Raw genomic sequence first — 18,389 nt, 5'->3', positions numbered from 1 at the left:
AGGCTCACCGCGCGCCGCCCCGGGCGCCCCGTCCGGAGAGGGAGGCCAGGACGGCGAACAACTCGAGCGGATCCACGGGCTTGGGCACGTGGCTGTTGAAGCCGGCGCGCAGCACCCGCGTGCGCTCCTCGGTGCGAGCGAAGGCGGTGAGGGCCGCCGCGGGGATGCCGCCTCCGGCTTCCACGGGCAGGGAGCGCACCCACCGGATGAGGGCCTCGCCCTCGCCTTCCGGCCCCCCGAGGTCGGACAGCAGGACGTCGGGGGACAGGCGCGCGAGCGCCTCGAGGGCCTCGCGGGCGGAGGCGGCCACCGAGACACGGGCCTGACAGGACTCCAGCCACGTGCGCAGCAGCTCCCGGGTGTCCGCGTCCTCCTCCACCACGAGCACGTGCAGGCCGATGAGTTCGGGAGGGCAGGCGTCGGAGGCAAGCGCTCCCGCCCGCCGCGGATCGCCGGGGAGCGGGGTGTTCGCCCGGCGAGAGGACGAGGCCTCGGGCAGGTCCACCGTGAAGGTGGCCCCGCGGCCCACGCCTTCGCTCGCGACGGCCACCGTGCCCCCATGCATCTCCACCAGGTGGCGCACGATGGACAGGCCCAGTCCGAGTCCGCCGAACCTGCGCGTGGTGCTGCCATCGGCCTGACGGAAGCGCTCGAAGACATGCGGCAGGAAGTCCGGGGAGATGCCCTCGCCGGTGTCCGTCACGGTGAGGTGCACGAGCGCGCCGCGCCGGGCCATCTCCACCCGCACCTGGCCCGACTGGGGCGTGAACTTCACCGCGTTGGCGAGCAGGTTCCACGCCACCTGTTGCAGCCGCTGCGCGTCCCCCATCACCCGGCACGAGGCGTCGAGCACGAGCCGCACCTGGATGTTCTTCGCATCCGCGGCGGGGCGCACCACCTCGAGCGCCTGCGCCACCACGGACGAGAGCTCCACCGGCACCACGTCCAGCTTGAGCTTGCCCACCATGATGCGGCTCACATCGAGCAGATCCTCGATGAGCTGGGCCTGGGCGCGCGCGTTGCGCTCCACGGTCTCCAGGGCGCGCTCGCGCTTGTCCTCGGACAGGCCGCCCATGCGCAACAGGCGCACCCAGCCGAGCATGGCGGTGAGGGGCGTGCGCAGCTCATGGCTCACCGTGGCGAGGAACTCGTCCTTGAGGCGGCTGGCCTCCTCGGCGGCGGTGCGCGCGGCCTTCTCGCCTTCGAGCAGGCGCGCGACGTCCTCCTCCGCGCGCAGCCGCTCCAGCCCCAGGGCGATGCTGTCCGCGGCGTGCTGGAGGGTGTCGAGGCAGCCCTGGGTGAAGGGCGCTCGCGCCACCACCACCACCACGCCCAGCGTCTTGTCCCCCACGCGCAGCGGATGGCCCACCAGGCCCCCCAGGCCCTCGCGCGCCACCCACTCCAGCTCCGCCTCCCGCGCGTCCGCCCCAGGAGGAGTGGGCACGGCGGGCGTGCGCGTCCGGGCCAGACGACCCACCAGCAGCGGCGAGCCGAGCGGCACCTGGCCGAACAGCTCCTCGGGTGGAGCGGACGTGCCCGCGCTGGCCTCGGGCACGAGCAACGCCACGGCCTCCTCGAGCAACCACACCCGGGCAAACGCCGCGTCCAGGTGCCGCACCATGGCCTCGACACACCGCCCCAGCATGTCCCGCCGGTGCGAGCCCCGGGTGAGCGCCAGCCCCACGTCCGCCATCAACTGGCTGAGGCGGGCCTGGCGCGACAGCACCGCCTCCACCTCCTTCTGCGCGGAGACGTCCTGCATCACGCCCACCATGCGCACCGGCCGGCCCGAGGCGTCATGGGAGACGTGGCCCCGGTCCACCACGTGGGTGTAGCGGCCATCCTTGCGGCGGAAGCGGAACTGCTCCTGCCAGCGCCGCGCCCCCGTGGAGACGGCGGTCTGGATGCCCCGCTTCACGCGCTCGCGATCCTCGGGGTGGATGGCCCTTTCCCACCAGGAGGCATCCTGGCGGATCTCCTCCCTCGAGTAGCCGAAGAGCGTCTCCACGGCGTCGTTCCACTGCACCACGTGGGTGAGCAGGTCCCAATCCCAGACGGCATCCGAGGTGGCCAGGGTGGCCAGGCGGTAGCGCTCCTCGGACTGACGCAGCGCCACCTCGGCGCGCTCGCGCTCGGCGGCGCCCTGGGCCTCGCGCAGGGCGCGCTCGACGCTGGGCACCAGGCGCTCGAGCCGATCCTTGAGGACGTAGTCCGTGGCGCCGCTCTTGAGCAGCTCGATGGCCCGGTCCTCGCCCAGCGCGCCCGAGACGAAGAGGAAGGGCGTGTCGGGACAGGCCTGGCGCGCCGTGGCGAGCGCGGCGGTGCCGCCAAAGCCCGGGACGCTGTAGTCGCAGAGGATGACATCGAAGCGCTCACGGCCGAGCGCGGCGGTGAACGCCTCCTGGGTGTCCACCCGCACCACGTGCGCCGTCAGGCCACCGTCCTGCAGGCGGGCGTGGATGAGCTCGGCGTCCAGCGCGCTGTCCTCCAGCATCAGCACGGAGAGCGGGCGCCCCGTGCTGGACGGAGCCACCTCGGAGGCCAGCGGATCCGGGATGCGCATCAGCGGCTGTCCTTGCGCACCGTGCCTGGAGGAGGCTCGTTGAGGATGGCCCAGAACAGCCCCAGCTCCTTGAGCGCGGAGGTGAAGGCGTTGAACCCCACCGGCTTCACCACGTAGGCGTTGACGCCCAGCCCATAGGCGCGCTTGAGGTCCGGCTCCTCCCGGGACGAGGTGAGCATCACCACGGGAATCGTCTTGAGCTCGGAATCGCCCTTGAGCCGGGCGAGCACCTCGAGGCCATTCAACTTGGGCAGCTTCAGGTCCAGCAGCACCACCGCCGGGTGCTCCTCGCCACGAGCCACGAAGGGCCCACGGCGGAAGAGGTAGTCGAGCGCCTGCTGGCCGTCCTTGACCACGTCCACCTCGTTGGCCAGGTGCGTCTCCTCGAGGGCGGCGAGGGTCAATTGCACGTCGTTGTCACTGTCCTCGACGAGAAGGATGCGCTTGAGGGTACTCATGTCGTGGAGGTCTCCGCTTCGGGCGGGCTCGCCTTGGGCAGGGTGAAGTGGAAGGTGGCTCCCTCGTCCACGGCCCCTTCGGCCCAGACGCGGCCGCCGTGTCGGGAGATGATGCGTCGCACGTTCGCCAGGCCGATTCCCGTTCCCTCGAACTGCTCGGACGTGTGCAGGCGTTGGAAGACGCCGAAGAGCTTGTCCACGTACTGCATCTCGAAGCCCACGCCGTTGTCACGCACGTGGATGACCACCTCGCGGGGGGACTCCTCGGAGGACAGCTCGATGAGGGCCTCGCTCCGGGGCCGCGTGTACTTGAGGCAGTTGGACAGCAGGTTCTTGAGGACCAGCCGCAGGAGCGCGGGGTCGCCCAGCACCAGGGGCAGGGGCGCCACGTGCCAGAGCACCCGACGCCCCTCGGCCTCGGGAGCCAGCTCCGCGCGGAGGTCGTCCACCAGAGGTACCAGATCCACCCGGGTGCGCTTGAGCTCGCCCCGCCCCAGGCGGCTGAAGGCGAGCAGATCATCCACGAGCTGGCCGCCCTTCTGGGCCGACTCCATGATGGTGCGCAGGTAGCGCCGCGACTTGTCGTCGAGGCTCCCCCCGGCGCTCTTGCCGAGCAGCTCGGCGAAGCCCAGGATGTGACGCAGCGGCGCGCGCAGGTCGTGGCTCACCGAGTAGCTGAAGCTCTCCAACTCCTGGTTGGACTCCTGGAGCTGGGCGGTGCGCTCGAGCACCTTGAGCTCGAGCTGCGCGTTGAGCTGACGGATCTGCTCCTCGGTGGCGCGGCGCAGCCGGGAGATCTCCAGCCGGGCGCCCACGCGCGCCAGCAGCTCGCGCGCGGAGAAGGGCTTGATGAGGTAGTCATCGGCGCCCGCCTCCAGGCCCTCGACGTGCGCCTCCTCGCCGGCGCGGGCGGACAACATGATGACGGGCACCGACCGCGTGCGCTCCTCGGCCCGGAGCGCGCGCAGCAGCCCGAAGCCATCCAGTCCCGGCATCATCACATCCGTGAGGACCAGCTCGGGCGGCTCGCGCAGCGCGGCTTCCAGGGCCCGCCGACCATCCGCCACCGCCTCCACCCGCCAGCGCTCGCCCAGCAGTCGGGAGACGTACTCGCGCATGTCCGCGTTGTCGTCGGCGAGCAGGATGCGCGCGCCCTCACCGGGCAGGGGCTGGGCACGCTCCCCGGGGGAAGCCTTGACCGGCACGGAGGACGGCCCGCCCTCGGCGCCCACCCAGCGCAGCGCCTCCTCGACATAGGCGTCGGCCCGGGAGGCCGTCGAGGCGAGCGCCCGGGGAGTCCCGAGGCGCTCGGGCGGCAGGTGCGCGTGCCCGGTGGGCAGCGAGACGAAGAAGGTGGTGCCCTCGCCCAGGGTGCTCTCGGCCCGGACGGAGCCACCATGCTGCGCCACGAGCTCGCGCACCAGCGCCAGGCCGATGCCGCTGCCCTCGTGGGTGCGCGAGCGCGCGCCCTGCACGCGATGGAAGCGCTCGAAGAGCCTGGGCATCGCCTCGGGCGGGATGCCGGTGCCCGTGTCGCGGACGGTGAGCTCCACGTGCGAGCCCCGGGCCTCCAGGCGCACGGAGATCTCCCCGGCGAACGTGAACTTGAGCGCGTTGGAGAGGAGATTGAGCACGATCTTCTCCCACATGTCGCGGTCGACGTAGACGGGCACGGGCAGCGGCGCGCACTCCACGCGCAGGCGCAGTCCGGCGCGCTCCACCGCCGAGCGGAAGGTACTCGCCAGCTCGCGCGTCAGCTCCGCCAGGTCCATGGGGACGAAGGAGGCCTCGATGCGGCCCGCCTCGATGCGGCTGAAGTCGAGCAGCGTGTTGACCAGCTTCAACAACCGCAGCTCGTTGCGGTGGACCATCTCCAGCGCCGGGCCGCGCAGCACCGGGTCCGGCGACGCGAGCGCGTCCTCGGTGGGACCGAGCATCAGCGTGAGCGGCGTGCGGAACTCGTGGCTCACGTTGGAGAAGAAGACCGTCTTGGCGCGATCGAGTTCCGCGAGCGCCTCGGCCCGCTTGCGCTCGACCTCGAACGCCGTGGCGGTCGACACGGCGCGGGCCACGAGCGCCGCCGCGCGCTCGGCGAACTGGAGGTAGTCCTCGTCGATGGCCCGGCGGGGGCTGGCCCCCATGATGAGAAACCCCGACGCCTCGCCCGCTCCAGCCGGCAGGAAGGGCGCCACCAGCGCCGCGTGAGTGGGCTCCGGCCAGTTGCCGCCGGGGGGCGCGAAGCCGAGCCGCTCGGGCAGTCCCCTCACCTCCTGCACACGGCCCGAGCTCCGAGCCTCGGCCAGGGGCCAGGAAGCGTGTGGCCCGGCCTCCAGCGGGAGCCCCGCCGGGAAGGCGCCCGCGGAAAGTCCCGCCTCCGCGACGAGCCGCGCATCGGAGTGCCCATCCTCCACGAGGTAGAGCGCGCAGAAGGTCACGTCCGCGATGGACGAGCCCAGCGTGCTCGCGGCCAGGGTGCAGGCGTCCCGGGCCGAGCGAGCCAGGACCACCCGCTCTCCCAGCTCGCGCAGCACCTGGTTGCGCCGCGCGTTGATGACCCGGTAGGTCGTCTCCATCACCGCGTTGAAGATGCCCTCGACCCGGCCGCTCTCGCCCCGGATGGGGCTGAGGGTGTAGTTGAAGTAGCACTCCTCGGTGTAGCCATGGCGGTGCATGAGCAGGAGGCTGTCCTCGAGGTACGTCGCCTCGCCGGTCGCTAACACCCGCGCGAACGATTCCCCGATGGAGTCCCAGAGCTCGGGCCACACCTCGCGCGCGCCCCTGCCGAGCGCCCATGGGTGCTTGCCTCCGGCGATGGGGGCATAGCCATCGTTGTACAGCATCACGTATTCCGGGCCCCAGTAGAGGTTGATGGGGAAGCCCGAGCCCAGGCAGATGCTGATGGCCGAGCGCAAGCTCTGGGGCCAGGACTCGACGGGACCCAGGGGAGTCTTCGACCAGTCCAGGGCACGCATCAGAGCCCCCGTGTCGCCTCCTCCCGAGAGGACCTCCTCGGCGGAGGTGCGATCGCGAGAGGAGTCCTCGACAACGGACGTCTTCATCGGGACACCGCCCGCCGGCCGGGAAGCTGCTCGGTCCACGCCATCACGCATTTCCTTTCCGGACACACCGGGGTGTGTCCGTCGGCGCATCCGCGCACCACTCCCGTGCCTCGCATCATCCCCGTGTCGGGTCACGAAGAGAACGTGGAGAGCAACGAGAACCGAGCATTGAATGCCCGGGAGGACACATTCCCCTCCCGGAAAATGCGCGTTGCTGGCGGCTCGTGGGGCAGGCGGCCACGGCCCTCGCCCCGTGGGCGGCTACGCCCTGGCGACCAACCCCGGGGCGCGGGTCCTGCGGGCACGGCGCTGCTCACGCAGGGCGCGCTGCCGAGACACCATGCCGTAGGTGATGCGGTAGCCGAGCCAGGCGGTGGGCACACCCAGCATCAGACTGCCGAGCACGAGGCCCAGCACCACCTCCAGCGCATCGGGGCCGGAGAACGACAACGTGGACAACTCGAGCGCCGCGGGCTCGGTGTTCGCGGACCGCACCGAGGCGGGCAGCAGGTAGTGCGCCAGGGGACGGCCGACGACGTAGCACAGGCCGTAGAGCGGCGCGGCGGTGAGCGGGTTGGTGAGCCACACGCCCGCGAGGGCGGCGACTCGTGACACGTGGATATGCGCCAGGCGGCGCAGCAGCTCGGCGATGAGGACGACCAGCGGCAATTGCAGACCCAGCAGGGGCAGCATCGCCACGAACAGGCCGAGTGCCATGCCTCCGGCGATCTGTTCCGGTTGACCCGCGCTTCGCAGCAGCCGCACCCGAGCCCGGCGCAGCTTCCTCTTCACGTGCTTCCACCACGACGACACGGTGCACCACTTTTCGCAGGCCGAACGGCTTCGGCGGCGTCGCCACATTAACGTGGAGCGCGCGCGTGCGCAGTCCCTCCCCGCTCGGTGTGTCCGGCCGCCTGCCAGAGCACGACATTTGGAGAACGAAGAATATGTCGCGCGGCGTTACACCCCCCGCCGGGCACGGCTCACGCCGCCTCCTTATCCTTCCGACATGAAAGCCTCGAACAGGAAGAGAAGGGGCCAGGTTCTCGGGGTGGCCGCCGCCGCGCTCGCGTGGGGGACGGCCGCCACGGCCCAGCCGCCGCGGGAGCAGTACCTCACCTTGCGCACGCCCCAGAGCGCCATCACCGCCCGGATAACGGAGGACAGCATCACCAGTCCCGACATCCAGCTCACCCGCCAGGGCCAGGAGCTGCGGGGCAGGATGTTCGACCGGGTGGTGTTCCTCGACCTCGAGGCCGACGAGGTGGGGGGCACGGTGGGAGGCCAGCTCACCCGGTTGCACCTCCAGGAGCAGGACGGCGTCACCCAGGCGCGCGGCAACTTCCTCGGCACGCTCATGAACCTCAGCCTGGGGCCCCAGGCGCTCACGGGCAGCGTGGGCCGCTGTGGGTACGACCTGAAGGTCACCCCGGAGGGGACGTACCAGGGCTCGCGCAGTTGTGGGGGCATGCCCCAGCGGCCCGTGGTCCTCTCCCTGCCACCGGCCCTCACCCAGCAGGGGCCCGCGATGACCCTGACCACCCTCGCGATCCTGCTGGGCAACGCCTAGGCCCGGCGGCCCGCTCCGGAGCGCGGGGGAGCGGGAGGCTCCGCGGCCACGGCATGGGCCCGGAGGAAGGTGTCCAGGTGGTCCTCCAGGAAGCGCTCCACGTCGAGCGGGCGGCAGCTCGCCCCCGACAACTGCAACTGGTGCAGCAGGCCGAGCACCACCGGGCACACCAGCTCCAGCGCGGCATGGCGCACGTCACAGCGGCGCAGCTCCCCATCGGCGATGTGGCGGGCCAGACGGGCCTCGGCGGCCTGGAGCGTGGGCTCGAGCAACTCCTTCACGTACGCCGGCCCCAGCGTCGCATGGCCCAGACCCGCGGACAGGCCAAAGGCGTGCACCGCGCCCACGCCCAGACGCCAGCCGGCGAGCAGGGTCTGGAGGAACCACTGGAGCGACTCGCGCACCGGGCCATGCGGCTCGGTGGCCGAGGCGAGCAGGTAGGGCAGTCCCCGCCGGTGCATGTCCGCCATCACCTCCAGCACCAGCGCCTCGCGAGAGCCGAAGTAGTGGCGCAGCGTGGCCACGCTCACCTCGGCCGCCTCGGCGAGTTCCCGGAAGCTCGCCTGGGCTCCGTCCGGCGCGAGCAGCCGCAGGCGCGAGGCTTCCAGCAGGCGCGCCCGCTCCTTCTCGTAGTCCGCGTTGCGGCTTCCCTTCACCCGGGCCATGGCCCTTTGAATAAGCCGGATGTCGTACGGAATCCAACCTTCCTCCACTCGTGACGCACGCCCCCTTCATGTCCGGCTTGAAATTGAATAAATCACTCGTGATATTCTATCCAGAGAGACTGGCGCGGGAGGAACGATGTTGGACGGATTCGCCCAGGAGGGCCTCGCGGAGGTGTGGACGCCCGTGGCGATGGCACGCGAGGTGGGAAGCAAGCCCCTGGGGTTGACGCTGGCCGGGGAGCGCATCGCCCTGTTCCGGGATGGGCGGGGCACGCTGGCGGCGCTGAAGGACCAGTGCCCGCACCGGGGGGTGAAGCTGTCGCTGGGCAAGGTGGGGGCGGACGGGTGCCTGGAGTGTCCCTTCCACGGATGGCGCTTCAACACGAGCGGCTCGTGCACGCACATCCCCCTCAACGCGCTGTCCGAGGAGAAGCGCCAGCGCTACGCCGTCACGGCCTTTCCGGTGCGCGAGCGCGGGGGGCTCATCTGGCTCTACACGCGCCCGGGCGGCGAGGCCCCCGACGAGCCCTACGTCCCCGAGGCCCTGGAGAAGCCGGGGGTGCACGTGGGGTTCTACGCGGAGACGTGGAACGCGCACTGGACGCGGGCGATGGAGAACATGCTGGACTCGCCCCACCTGCCCTTCGTGCACCAGAGCACCATCGGCCGGGCGCTGCGCCGGAGGATGAAACCGGAGTCGACGATGGAGGTGGAGGTCGAGCCCACGCCCACGGGGTTTCGAACCCACTCCAGCATGGATGGAGTCCCGCCCCAGGGCTCGCTGGACTGGCTGCGCCCCAATGGCATGCGGCTGAACATCCCCATTCCCGGACGCCTCATGCAGTTGCACATGTGGTGCATCCCGGTGGACGCGAGCCACACGCGGATGCTGCTGGCGGGTGCGCGCGACTTCGTGCGCATGCAGCCGCTGGCGGCCCTGGTGGACCGCTACAACACGCGCATCCTCCACGAGGACCGGGCCATCGTGGAGTCGAGCCACCCAGTCGAGGCCCCTCCGGTCTCCGAGGAGCGCAGCGTGGCGACGGACCGGGCCACCCTCGCCTTCCGCCGCTGGTACCACGAGCGCAAGAAGCAGCTCGCGCGTGCGGCCCAGGACGAGCCGGCGACCACGCCGCTCGCGGTCTGAGTCAGCGCCGCGGGACGAGGCGCTCCAGGACATCCCGGTTGCGCGGGGCGAAGAAGGGCTCGCGCAGGAGCCGAGGCAGGGAGGACCTGCTCACGCACAGCAGGTGGAGCGCATCGTTCCACTCCCCGAGCACGGCGATGGCGCGCACGTCCGGAGCCTCCCGGTAGAGGTCGTTGAGGTTGTGCACGAGCGCGGCGAGGTCCTCCACCTCCCAGCGCTCGGACACGTCTCCGGCGAGGATGTGGAGCTCCAGGAAGGGGCGCTCGCGCACGTCGATGACCTTGAAGCGCCGGGCGGCACCACCCATGGCGAGCGTGAGGGGCGCGATGAGCTCCTCGGGCCGCACTCCGAACGACACGGCGAGCCCACCGGCGAGCAGGCCCGCGTCCGACAGCCGCAAGAGGGTGAGGTGGGGCGGTTCGTCGGAGCGGAGCACGTCGCGCGCCGCCTCGCGATCCTTGAGGAGGCGCGCACGGTCGAGCGAATCCAGGAGTGAGGCCATGAGCCGTGCCAGCCTACCTCACCGCTCCCCTGGACGCGGCGTCAGTCGGTGGACTCTCCGTCCCAGTACCCCACCTTGGCGGCCAGGGGGAGGTAGGCCTCCAGGGTGCGGGCGGCCTTGGCGCCTCCCGGCGCGGAGCCGGCGAGCACTCCGATCTTCTGGGAGTCCGGGTAGACGAGGACATCGGGCTCGAGCTGGGTGGAGAAGGCGAGGTAGCGCAGCGGCTGGGTGCCCTCGTTGAGGAGCTGGTGCGCGCACGCGGGCCCCGGGGGCAACGCGACGTAGTCCCCGGCGGTCACGGAGATGCGCTCGTCGCCGAGCCGCAGCGTGCCGGAGCCCTCGAGGACGAAGAGCGCCTCCTCGTTGGCCAGGTGGTAGTGGAAGGGCCAGGACTGCTTGCCCGGGAGCAGTTCCAGCAGACTGCATCCGAGCTTCTGTCCGTGCGCGGCGGCGCCGAGCTGCTTGCGCCGGATGGCGACGCGAGAGCCCTGGACGATGTCGGACCAGGGGATGTCGTTCGAGTGGACGACGTGCGGGGGGGACATGGCTCCTCCTGTTCAGCAACGGGTGGCGACGAGGGCGAAGACGCGGAGAGCTCGACCTGCATGGAACCGAACTCCGAACATGACTCGACAGCCGGTCCAGTCGAGTCGACACTCCCCGCGAGGAGCGACGAGACATGGTTAAGGCGAGAGCCACACCGGCTCAATCTCGATTCGACAGTCGACATGAGGAGCTGGTGTCCGCGCAGCAGGCGGCGGAGCTGCTCGGGGTGAAGCGGGCCACGCTCTACACCTACGTGAGCCGGGGCCTGGTGCGGTGCGTGCCCGAGCCCGGGACGAAGGAGAAGCGTTACGTAAGAGCGGACCTGGCGCGGTTGAAGGTCCGGCATGACGCGCGCGCGGGGCACGCGGCGGTGGCGGCGGGCGCGCTGCGCTGGGGCGAGCCCGTCATCGACTCGGCGGTGTCGCGGGTGGGCGCGGAGGGACTCGCCTACCGGGGGCACTCGGCGGTGCGGCTCGCGGTGGAGGGCCGGAGCCTGGAGGACGTGGCGGAGCTGCTCTGGACGGGAGGCCTCCCGGAGAGCCCCGTGCACTGGCCGTCGCCCGAGCCGCCCCTGCCACCCGCCTCGGTGGCGGCGCTGCTTCCCAAGGACTCGCCTCCGCTGGTGGTGCTGCTGACGGTGACTCCGCTGCTGGGCGCGTGGGACGCCGTGCGCTTCGCGGCTCCCGCGGAGCAGGAACGACTCCGGGCCCGGCGCCTGCTGCGGCACCTGGCGGCCTGGGTGGGAGGAGGACATGCGCCGTCGAGGGTGGGCCGGGCGCTGAAGGAGCGGAGCGTGGCGGACTCACTGGCGATGGCCTGGGGCGTCACGGAGAAGCGCGCGCCCGAGCTGCTGAACCGTGCCCTGGTGTTGTGCGCGGATCACGAGCTGAACGTGTCCACCTTCGCGGCGCGGGTGACGGCCTCGTCGGGGGCGGATCTCTACGCGTGCATGAGCGCCGCGCTGGCAGCGGTGTCGGGGCCCCGGCATGGCGGCGCGAGCGATCGCATCGAGGCCCTGCTCAACGAGGTGGGCACCCCTCAACGGGCGCGCCAGGGAGTGCTCGAGCGGCTGCGACGGGGAGAGAGCGTGCCGGGCTTCGGTCACCGGCTCTACCCGGAGGGAGACCCGCGCACTCCGCCGCTGTTGGAGGTGGTGTACGCGCTGCGCCCGGAGCCCGTGGCCGTGCGGGTGTTGCGAGGGGTGGAGGAGACGATGCGGGAAGCGGGCTACCCGGCGCCCACCGTGGACTTCGGCCTGGTGGCGCTGGCCTCGGCGCTGGGGCTGCCGGCAGGCGCGGCGGCGGCGCTGTTCGCGGTGGGGCGCGCGGCGGGCTGGGTGGCGCACGTGCTGGAGCAGCGCGAGCAGGGAGAGCTGTTGCGACCACGGGCCCGCTACGTGGGGACACCGGGCACGCCAGAAGCATCGAAATGACAGAGGGTGCCGGGACCCGAGCATCGGTCCATCCGGCACCCTCTCCTGCCCTCGAGGGGCGAGCCGCTCAGACGTTGAAGCGGAAGTGCATGCAGTCGCCGTCCTGCACCACGTACTCCTTGCCTTCCACGCGCAGCAGACCCTTCTCCTTCACCGACGACTCACTGCCGTACTTGATGAGGTCTTCCCACCGCATGACCTCGGCCTTGATGAAGCCGCGCTCGAAGTCCGAGTGGATGACGCCCGCCGCCTGCGGCGCCTTGTCGCCCTTGTGGATGGTCCACGCGCGGCACTCCTGCTCTCCCACGGTGAAGTAGGTCTGCAGGCCCAGGAGCTTGTAGCCCTCGCGCACCACCTTGTGCAGGCCCGGCTCGGTGAGGCCCGCGCTCTCCAGGAAGCCCGGACGCTCCTCCTCGGGAAGCTGCTGGATCTCCGACTCCATGGCGGCCGCCAGCACCACCACGCCCGCGCCCTCCTTGGCGGCCATGTCGCGCACCTGCTTCACGTAGGGGTCGGAGTCCTCCTTGCCGATCTGCTTCTCGCCGATGTTGGCCACGTACAGCACCGGCTTGTCCGTCAGCAGGAAGAGATCGCGGATGACGGCGCGCTCGTCGTCGGTGAGCTTCTGCGCGCGCACCGTCGTGCCCGCGTCCAGCCCCGCCTTGATGCGATCGAGCAGCGCGAGCTCGGCCTTGGCCTCCTCGGCCGCCTTGCCGCCCATCTTCGTGTTCTTCTGGGTGCGCTCGCGACGCTTCTCCACGGTCTCCATGTCCTTGAGACACAGCTCCGTGTCCACCACGTCCCGGTCGCGCACCGGATTGACGCCCCCCTCCACGTGGGTGACGTTGTCGTCCTCGAAGCAGCGCAGCACGTGCAGCACCGCGTCCACCTGGCGGATGTTGGCGAGGAACTGGTTGCCCAGGCCCTCGCCCTTGGAGGCGCCGCGCACCAGGCCCGCGATGTCCACGAACTCCAGCGACGTGGGGATCTTCTTGAGCGGCTTCACCAGCGCCGTCAGCTTGTCCAGGCGCTCGTCGGGCACTGGCACCACGCCCACGTTGGGCTCGATGGTGCAGAACGGGTAGTTGGCCGCCTGGGCCCCCGCTGCGGACACCGCGTTGAACAGGGTGGACTTGCCCACGTTGGGCAGACCGACGATGCCGATGGAGAGCGCCATGGTGGACTCCTATACTTCCTGACTGAAGGGGACTACGAGCGGCGCTCGGCCCCGCCCTTGGCGGGCGGCAGACCCTGCACGAACTGCTCGGCCAGGGCGCGGTGCTTGGTCTCGTCCAGCCGCTCGTTGAGCAGCTTGCCGGCCACTTCCATGGCCAGGTCCACCGTCATGGCCTTCACCTCCGCGATGGCCTTGGACTTCTGCTCCTCGATCTCGCGCTGGGCGGACGCCTTGAAGGCATCGGCCTCCTTGCGGCTCTTGGCCATCAGGTCCTCGCGGAACTTCTCCACTTCCTGCTGGTTGCGGCGCAGCAGCTCCTGGGCCTCGCGGCGGGCCTCGGCGATGGCCGTCTTCTGCTCGGCGAGCAGCTTCTCGGCCTCGGCGCGCTCACGCTTGGCGGCCTCGATGGAGCTGGCGATCTGCTTCTCGCGCTCCTCCACGAGCGAGAGGATGGGACCCCAGGCCTTCCAGCGCAGGATGATGGCGACGATGATGAAGGTGACGAGCGTCCAGAAGATGAGGCCCGGGCGGACCTCCACGAAGCTGCTGGCGGCGAGAACGTTGGGCAGGAACATGGCGGCCTTCAGGGGTACGGCGTCAGGGTGGCGGCCGGCGCCCCCCGCGCGAGGCGGAGAGGCGCCAGACCAGGAACTGCTTCAACGCGCCCGGCTCAGGCCTTGATGGCGAGCAGGATGCACACGACCAGCGCGAACAGCGTGGCGCCTTCGATGAGGGCCGCGGCGATGATCATGGTGGTGCGGATGTCGCCACCGGCGGCCGGCTGACGGCCCGTGGCGTCCATGGCGGCGGCGGCGAGCTTACCGATGCCCAGGCCGGCACCGATGATGGAGAGGCCGGCACCGATACCGGCGGCGAGGAAGGCGAGCGCGAAGTTGGTCATGGGAGTGCTTCTTCTTTCTTGCGAAGGGGACCCACTTATTGGGGGGGTCGTGACGGCCCTGGGGACTACCTCCGGCGGCCTTTCGAACCGCCAGGTTCTTTACATGTGGGCACGGCCGTGGTCGTGGCTGTGGCCCAGCTCCTTGCCCTCGGCGCCGTGGTCGTCATGGTGGTGCGCCATGGCGACACCCATTCCGATGAAGAGCGCGGAGAGCATGGTGAAGACGTATGCCTGCACGAAGGCCACGAACAGCTCCAGCAGGTAGATGCCCATGGCGAAGGGCACGCTGACCAGGGCCACCGCGGGGTGGCCGAGCATGAAGATGAGGCCGAGCAGGAAGAAGATGACGATGTGGCCCGCCAGCATGTTGGCGAACAGACGGATGGTGAGCGCGAAGGGCTTGGTGAACAGGCCGAGCACTTCCACCGGAATCATGATGGGCCAGAGCCACGGGGCCACGCCGCCGGTGAGGTGCGCCAGGTAGCCGCCCAGGCCCGCGGCGCGAATGCCGGCGATCTGCGTGAGGACGAAGGTGCACACGGCGAGCGCCACCGTGACGCCGATGTTGCCCGTGGCCGTCGCCATCCAGGGGAACAGGCCCAGCAGGTTCATGAAGAGGATGAAGAAGAACGCGGTGAGCAGGTAGGGCGTGTAGCGCGGGCCCTCCTCCTTGCCGATGTTCTTGATGGCCAGCTCGTCGCGCACGAAGAGCACGAGCATCTCGAAGAGGTTGGCCGACGCGCCCCGGGGCACCAGCTTGGACTTGTCGCGGTTGCTGAAGAGCAGCAGCGAGCCGATGAGCAGCACCGCCGCCAGCCACATCATCACCGTGTGCTTGGTGATGGACAGGTCCAGGCAGCCCTCGCTCCAGCCGGGAACGGCCTTGCCGTGCCCGTCCGGCGTGGGGCGCGGCTCACAGGAGACGCCCGCGCGCAGCGGAATGCCGAACTGCGGCAGGTGGATGGAGATGTGGTTGTCGCTCAGGGGAATCTCGAACTCGTACTCGTTCGAGTCGGAGACGTGGTGGAGGATGTAGCCCGCCACGTCCTGCTCTTCCTTCTCCAGGTGCGACTGGGGCGCCGCGTGCTCGCCCTCCGTGGGAGCGGCGAACGCCATGCCCGCCATCAGGCTGGCGAGAAGAACCATTGCCTTGCGCATCACTCGTCTCCGCCCGCCGCGTTCCGCGACGCGGCCATGACATAGCTCAGTTCAATCCACTGCAGCACGAAGTAGGTCCCGAAGAACCCCGCCACGAACGCCACCACGTCCCACTCCCGCCGCACCACCCAGACCAGCCCCACCACCACCAGGGCCGCCCTCAGCCCGAACACCACCGCTACCACCTTCAGCGCGGCCACCATGTCCCGCCGCAACGCCCGCCGCTTGAGCCACAACCCCACCGCCCCCGTCCCCACCGCGAACAGCGCGCCCAACAACGCGCCCCGTCCCCATCCCACCTGCCCCGGCACCCAGAGCGCCAGGCCCACCGCCAGCACCGCCACCCCCGCCGACAACCCCGCGTAGGTGCGAAAGGACCGCTCGCCGCCGCCGCTCACTGCTTCCTCTTTCCCAGCCGGGCCATCTCGTGCAGGAACCCGTAGAAGCCCGCGGAGATACCCACCAGGCTCAACCCCAGCATCCCCCACGGCCCCGTCCCCAACCCCTTGTCCAGGAAGTAGCCACCCAGCACCCCGACCACCGCTCCACCCACCAGCTTCCACACCGCGGCGATATAGGGCTCGGCCGCCCGCATCTGCCGGGCCGTCTCCGACAACTCGCCGTCCTTCGTCTCTTTCCCGGGCTCCTTCTCCGCCATCGCCTCGACCAGCCTCGGGAAAACCACGGGTTCGCCTGCCCTCGCCCACCCCGCCGTCCTCACACGCGGGCGCCGCTTAGCACTGAAGGCGCGCACCGCGCAACTCAGACGCGCCGCGGGGTCCAGGTCTAGAAGGAAGGCAAATGCCTGGGTCAAGCCGGAGTCCAGGCCCCCCCTCCCGCTCCGCCTCCGCTTCCCTCCTCCGGGCCGGAGTGTCATCGTCCCCCCCGTGACGACGCCTGAAACGGCCCGGGGGGGCACCTATCACCATCTGGATGCCCTGCCCTACGCCATGGTCGTGGTCCGCGAAAGCCACATCATCCACGCCAACCCGGCGTTCCTCTCCTTGATGGGCTACCCGCGCGAACAGGTGGTGGGCGCGAGCATCGAGAAGTTCTCCACCCACGCGGCCCCGCTCATGACCGAGCGGCACCATCGCCGGATGCGCGGCGAGCGCGTCCCGGAAATCTACGAGACGGCGCTGCGCTCCGCCCGGGGCGAGCTGCGCGTGGAGCTGAACGTGTCCCTGTCCGGGCCGGACACGCTGGTGCTGGTGCGGGACCTGTCGGACCGCCTGCTCCAGCGCCAGGTCCTGCAGCGAATGGCCGCCCTGGGCGCCTCGCTGCCGGGCATCCACTCCGAGCAGGAGGTGCTCCACCGCGTCTTCGAGGGGCTCGCCGAGCTGGGGCTGTCCCATGGCTACCTGGTCCCAGAAGGAGAGCGGGTGCGGCTGGCCCACGCGTTCGTGGCCGAGCACACCACCTCCCAGAAGACCCGGTTCACCGGACAGCACCTCGTCGATGCCCAGGGCGCGTGGAGTCCCCTCCTCCAGCGCGCCTGGCGGGAGGGCGCTGCCCATGCGGAGAGCCTCGCCTGGGAGGCGGACCAGTTCGTGGGCGGGGACCGGGACGAGCCGGTACGGGCCTTCCTCCGGCTCCTCGCGCCCCTGCCCGCCGTGTGCGCCCGCATCGATGGAGAGAGGGAAGGGCAGGCCCTGCTGACGGTGGCCGCGCGGTGGCTCAGCGAAGAGGAACTGCCCGCCGTGCACCTCTTCGCCGCCCAGGTGTCCGCCGCCCTCGCCTCCGCGCGCATCATCTCGCGCCTGTCCGCGCACAACACCGCGCTCGCCGCGCTCAACCGCCTGGCCGCGGTGGCCGCCACCGCCCCGGAACCCCGGGACATCTTCGAGCCGGGCGCCACGGAGCTCTTCGCCCTGCTGCGCTGCGAGGCCGTGGCCTTCATGTTGTGGCTCGAGAAGAGCCACGAGATGGAGCTCGTCTGGCACCGGGGCCTCACCGCGCGGACGGTGGAGCGCTACCAACGCTTCTCGCAATACGGGACCATGGCCGAGGAAGTGATGCTCCAGGGCATCCCCCAGTTGCGAAGCACCGAGGACTTCCCCGAGCCCCTGCGTACCCACTTGCGCGAGGCGCAGCGGGCCTCGGTGGGCATGGTGCCCCTGAAGACAGGCTCGCGCATGGTGGGCACGCTCGTGCTCATCTTCAAGGAGCGGCGCGCCCTGTCCCACCTGGAGCAGGAAACCCTGCGGGCCATGGGCGTCCACTTCGCCGCCGCCATCGAGTCCCACCGGCTGCTCCAGGAGGTGCGCGGACGCGCCGAGGAGCTCGCGCGCCTGCACGAGGAGTTGCAGCGCACCCAGCGCCAGCTCGTGGAGCGCGAGCGGCTCGCCGCGCTCGGCGAGCTGTCCGCCGTGCTCGCCCACGAGGTGCGCAATCCCCTGGGCGCCATCTTCAACGCCCTGGCCGCCCTGCGCCGCTACCAGGAGCCCGACAGCCCGGGGCACCTGCTGGTGGGCATCGTCTCGGAGGAGGCCCACCGCCTCAACCGGCTCGTGGATGACCTGCTCGACTTCGCCCGTCCCGCCCAGCCCCACCCCCAGCCCATCCCCCTGGCGCACCTGCTGGAGGAAGCCGTCAACGCGGCCTCCCCCGCCCAGGCCCACGTCCAGGTGGAGTGGGCGCTGGCGCCAGACGTGCCCCCCATCCCCGTGGACGAGCGGATGATGCGCCAGGCATTCCTCAACCTCGCCCTCAACGCCGTGCAGGCCATGCCCCAGGGCGGCACGCTGCGCGTCTCCGCGCGCCGCCGCGCCGAGGGCTCCGGCGCCACCGTGGAGTTCACCGACACCGGCCCCGGCATCCCCCCCCACCTGCGCGCGCGCCTCTTCGAGCCCTTCTTCACCACCAAGGCCACCGGCACCGGCCTGGGCCTCGCCATCGTCCGGCGCAACCTGGATGCCCATGGCGGACAGATCTCCATCGACTTTCCCGCCACCGGCGGCACCACCTTCCGGTTGGAACTCCCCGCCGCCCCCGAGCCCCAGGGACCACGTCAGGGCTGAGTTCCCCTCCCGCCCCCTGGGCAGACCATCGCGCGCCCGTCCAGCCGCTTGCACTCCTTGCAACCCAGGACGTTGTCCGGGAGTCATTTGACACACCTTGTCAAGGGATTCTTCCGGGGCTCTCTGGTCATCCGCGCATGGGAGGAATAAGAAAGAGCGGCCCAGGTTCCGTTCCCGCTCGTTCGGTGTGA

The 18,389-nt window shown here is 70.8% G+C and carries 17 protein-coding genes; 4 read left to right on the top strand and 13 right to left on the bottom strand.

The features are described from left to right. Positions 1-4: 4 nt before the first annotated feature. The 4 genes from CYFUS_RS03705 to CYFUS_RS03690 all read right to left on the bottom strand — a co-directional run bounded on the left by CYFUS_RS03705 (position 5) and on the right by CYFUS_RS03690 (position 6,872). Entirely contained in the window at positions 5-2,563 is a 2,559-nt protein-coding gene (locus CYFUS_RS03705) for an ATP-binding protein (protein WP_095983974.1), read from the bottom strand. Then, the gene (locus CYFUS_RS03700; protein WP_095983973.1) at positions 2,563-3,021 is read right to left on the bottom strand and encodes a response regulator; all 459 of its coding nucleotides are present in this window, start codon (positions 3,019-3,021) and stop codon (positions 2,563-2,565) included. Before CYFUS_RS03700 ends, CYFUS_RS03705 begins: the two co-directional genes overlap by 1 nt. Further along, a complete protein-coding gene (locus tag CYFUS_RS03695) occupies positions 3,018-6,080 on the bottom strand; it encodes an ATP-binding protein (RefSeq protein WP_095983972.1) in 3,063 nt (1,020 codons plus the stop codon). Before CYFUS_RS03695 ends, CYFUS_RS03700 begins: the two co-directional genes overlap by 4 nt. A 261-nt stretch (positions 6,081-6,341) precedes the next feature. Then, the gene (locus CYFUS_RS03690) at positions 6,342-6,872 is read right to left on the bottom strand and encodes a DUF2062 domain-containing protein (RefSeq protein WP_157758221.1); all 531 of its coding nucleotides are present in this window, start codon (positions 6,870-6,872) and stop codon (positions 6,342-6,344) included. 259 nt (positions 6,873-7,131) lie between these two features. Between CYFUS_RS03690 and CYFUS_RS03685 the strand changes: the two genes are divergently transcribed. Continuing rightward, positions 7,132-7,650: a hypothetical protein gene (locus tag CYFUS_RS03685; RefSeq protein ID WP_095983970.1), complete on the top strand. Its 519-nt coding sequence runs from the start codon at positions 7,132-7,134 to the stop codon at positions 7,648-7,650. On the opposite strand, the gene CYFUS_RS03680 is transcribed toward CYFUS_RS03685, so the two are convergent. After that, positions 7,647-8,315, bottom strand: a complete 669-nt coding sequence (locus CYFUS_RS03680) for a TetR/AcrR family transcriptional regulator (RefSeq protein WP_095983969.1) — start codon at positions 8,313-8,315, stop codon at positions 7,647-7,649. The two genes, CYFUS_RS03685 and CYFUS_RS03680, sit on opposite strands and share 4 nt — an antisense overlap. A gap of 136 nt (positions 8,316-8,451) precedes the next feature. Here CYFUS_RS03680 and CYFUS_RS03675 point away from each other — a divergent pair, with 136 nt between their 5' ends. After that, a complete protein-coding gene (locus CYFUS_RS03675; RefSeq protein WP_095983968.1) occupies positions 8,452-9,462 on the top strand; it encodes an aromatic ring-hydroxylating oxygenase subunit alpha in 1,011 nt (336 codons plus the stop codon). 1 nt (position 9,463) lies between these two features. Here the strand turns inward: CYFUS_RS03675 and CYFUS_RS03670 are convergent, their stop codons facing one another. Both CYFUS_RS03670 and CYFUS_RS03665 read right to left on the bottom strand, forming a co-directional pair. After that, complete coding sequence (locus tag CYFUS_RS03670) at positions 9,464-9,964, bottom strand: hypothetical protein (RefSeq protein WP_095983967.1); 501 nt, start codon at positions 9,962-9,964, stop codon at positions 9,464-9,466. Between the two features lie 41 nt (positions 9,965-10,005). Next, positions 10,006-10,509, bottom strand: a complete 504-nt coding sequence (locus tag CYFUS_RS03665; protein ID WP_095983966.1) for a cupin domain-containing protein — start codon at positions 10,507-10,509, stop codon at positions 10,006-10,008. Positions 10,510-10,643: 134 nt separating this feature from the next. Here CYFUS_RS03665 and CYFUS_RS03660 point away from each other — a divergent pair, with 134 nt between their 5' ends. Then, a complete protein-coding gene (locus CYFUS_RS03660; RefSeq protein WP_095983965.1) occupies positions 10,644-11,942 on the top strand; it encodes a citrate/2-methylcitrate synthase in 1,299 nt (432 codons plus the stop codon). Between the two features lie 67 nt (positions 11,943-12,009). Here the strand turns inward: CYFUS_RS03660 and ychF are convergent, their stop codons facing one another. From ychF to CYFUS_RS03630, 6 genes are all read right to left on the bottom strand, one after another. Next, complete coding sequence (ychF, locus tag CYFUS_RS03655; RefSeq protein WP_095983964.1) at positions 12,010-13,119, bottom strand: redox-regulated ATPase YchF; 1,110 nt, start codon at positions 13,117-13,119, stop codon at positions 12,010-12,012. Between the two features lie 32 nt (positions 13,120-13,151). After that, complete coding sequence (atpF, locus tag CYFUS_RS03650; RefSeq protein ID WP_095983963.1) at positions 13,152-13,694, bottom strand: F0F1 ATP synthase subunit B; 543 nt, start codon at positions 13,692-13,694, stop codon at positions 13,152-13,154. Between the two features lie 95 nt (positions 13,695-13,789). Next, the gene (locus tag CYFUS_RS03645; protein ID WP_071902781.1) at positions 13,790-14,020 is read right to left on the bottom strand and encodes an ATP synthase F0 subunit C; all 231 of its coding nucleotides are present in this window, start codon (positions 14,018-14,020) and stop codon (positions 13,790-13,792) included. A 99-nt stretch (positions 14,021-14,119) separates the two neighbouring features. Continuing rightward, positions 14,120-15,178, bottom strand: coding sequence for a F0F1 ATP synthase subunit A (gene atpB, locus CYFUS_RS03640; protein ID WP_095983962.1), 1,059 nt, complete (start codon positions 15,176-15,178; stop codon positions 14,120-14,122). Beyond that, positions 15,178-15,576: a hypothetical protein gene (locus CYFUS_RS03635; RefSeq protein ID WP_095983961.1), complete on the bottom strand. Its 399-nt coding sequence runs from the start codon at positions 15,574-15,576 to the stop codon at positions 15,178-15,180. Before CYFUS_RS03635 ends, atpB begins: the two co-directional genes overlap by 1 nt. Then, entirely contained in the window at positions 15,573-15,836 is a 264-nt protein-coding gene (locus tag CYFUS_RS03630; RefSeq protein ID WP_095991775.1) for an AtpZ/AtpI family protein, read from the bottom strand. Before CYFUS_RS03630 ends, CYFUS_RS03635 begins: the two co-directional genes overlap by 4 nt. Positions 15,837-16,065: 229 nt before the next feature. Between CYFUS_RS03630 and CYFUS_RS03625 the strand changes: the two genes are divergently transcribed. Beyond that, positions 16,066-18,198 (top strand): ATP-binding protein, encoded by a 2,133-nt coding sequence (locus CYFUS_RS03625; protein WP_232537342.1) that lies wholly within the window; start codon positions 16,066-16,068, stop codon positions 18,196-18,198. Positions 18,199-18,389 lie beyond the last annotated feature (191 nt).

This window comes from Cystobacter fuscus (genome assembly GCF_002305875.1).
In the GTDB taxonomy this organism is placed as follows: Bacteria; Myxococcota; Myxococcia; order Myxococcales; family Myxococcaceae; genus Cystobacter; species Cystobacter fuscus_A.
This window is presented reverse-complemented; position numbering and strand designations above follow the sequence as displayed.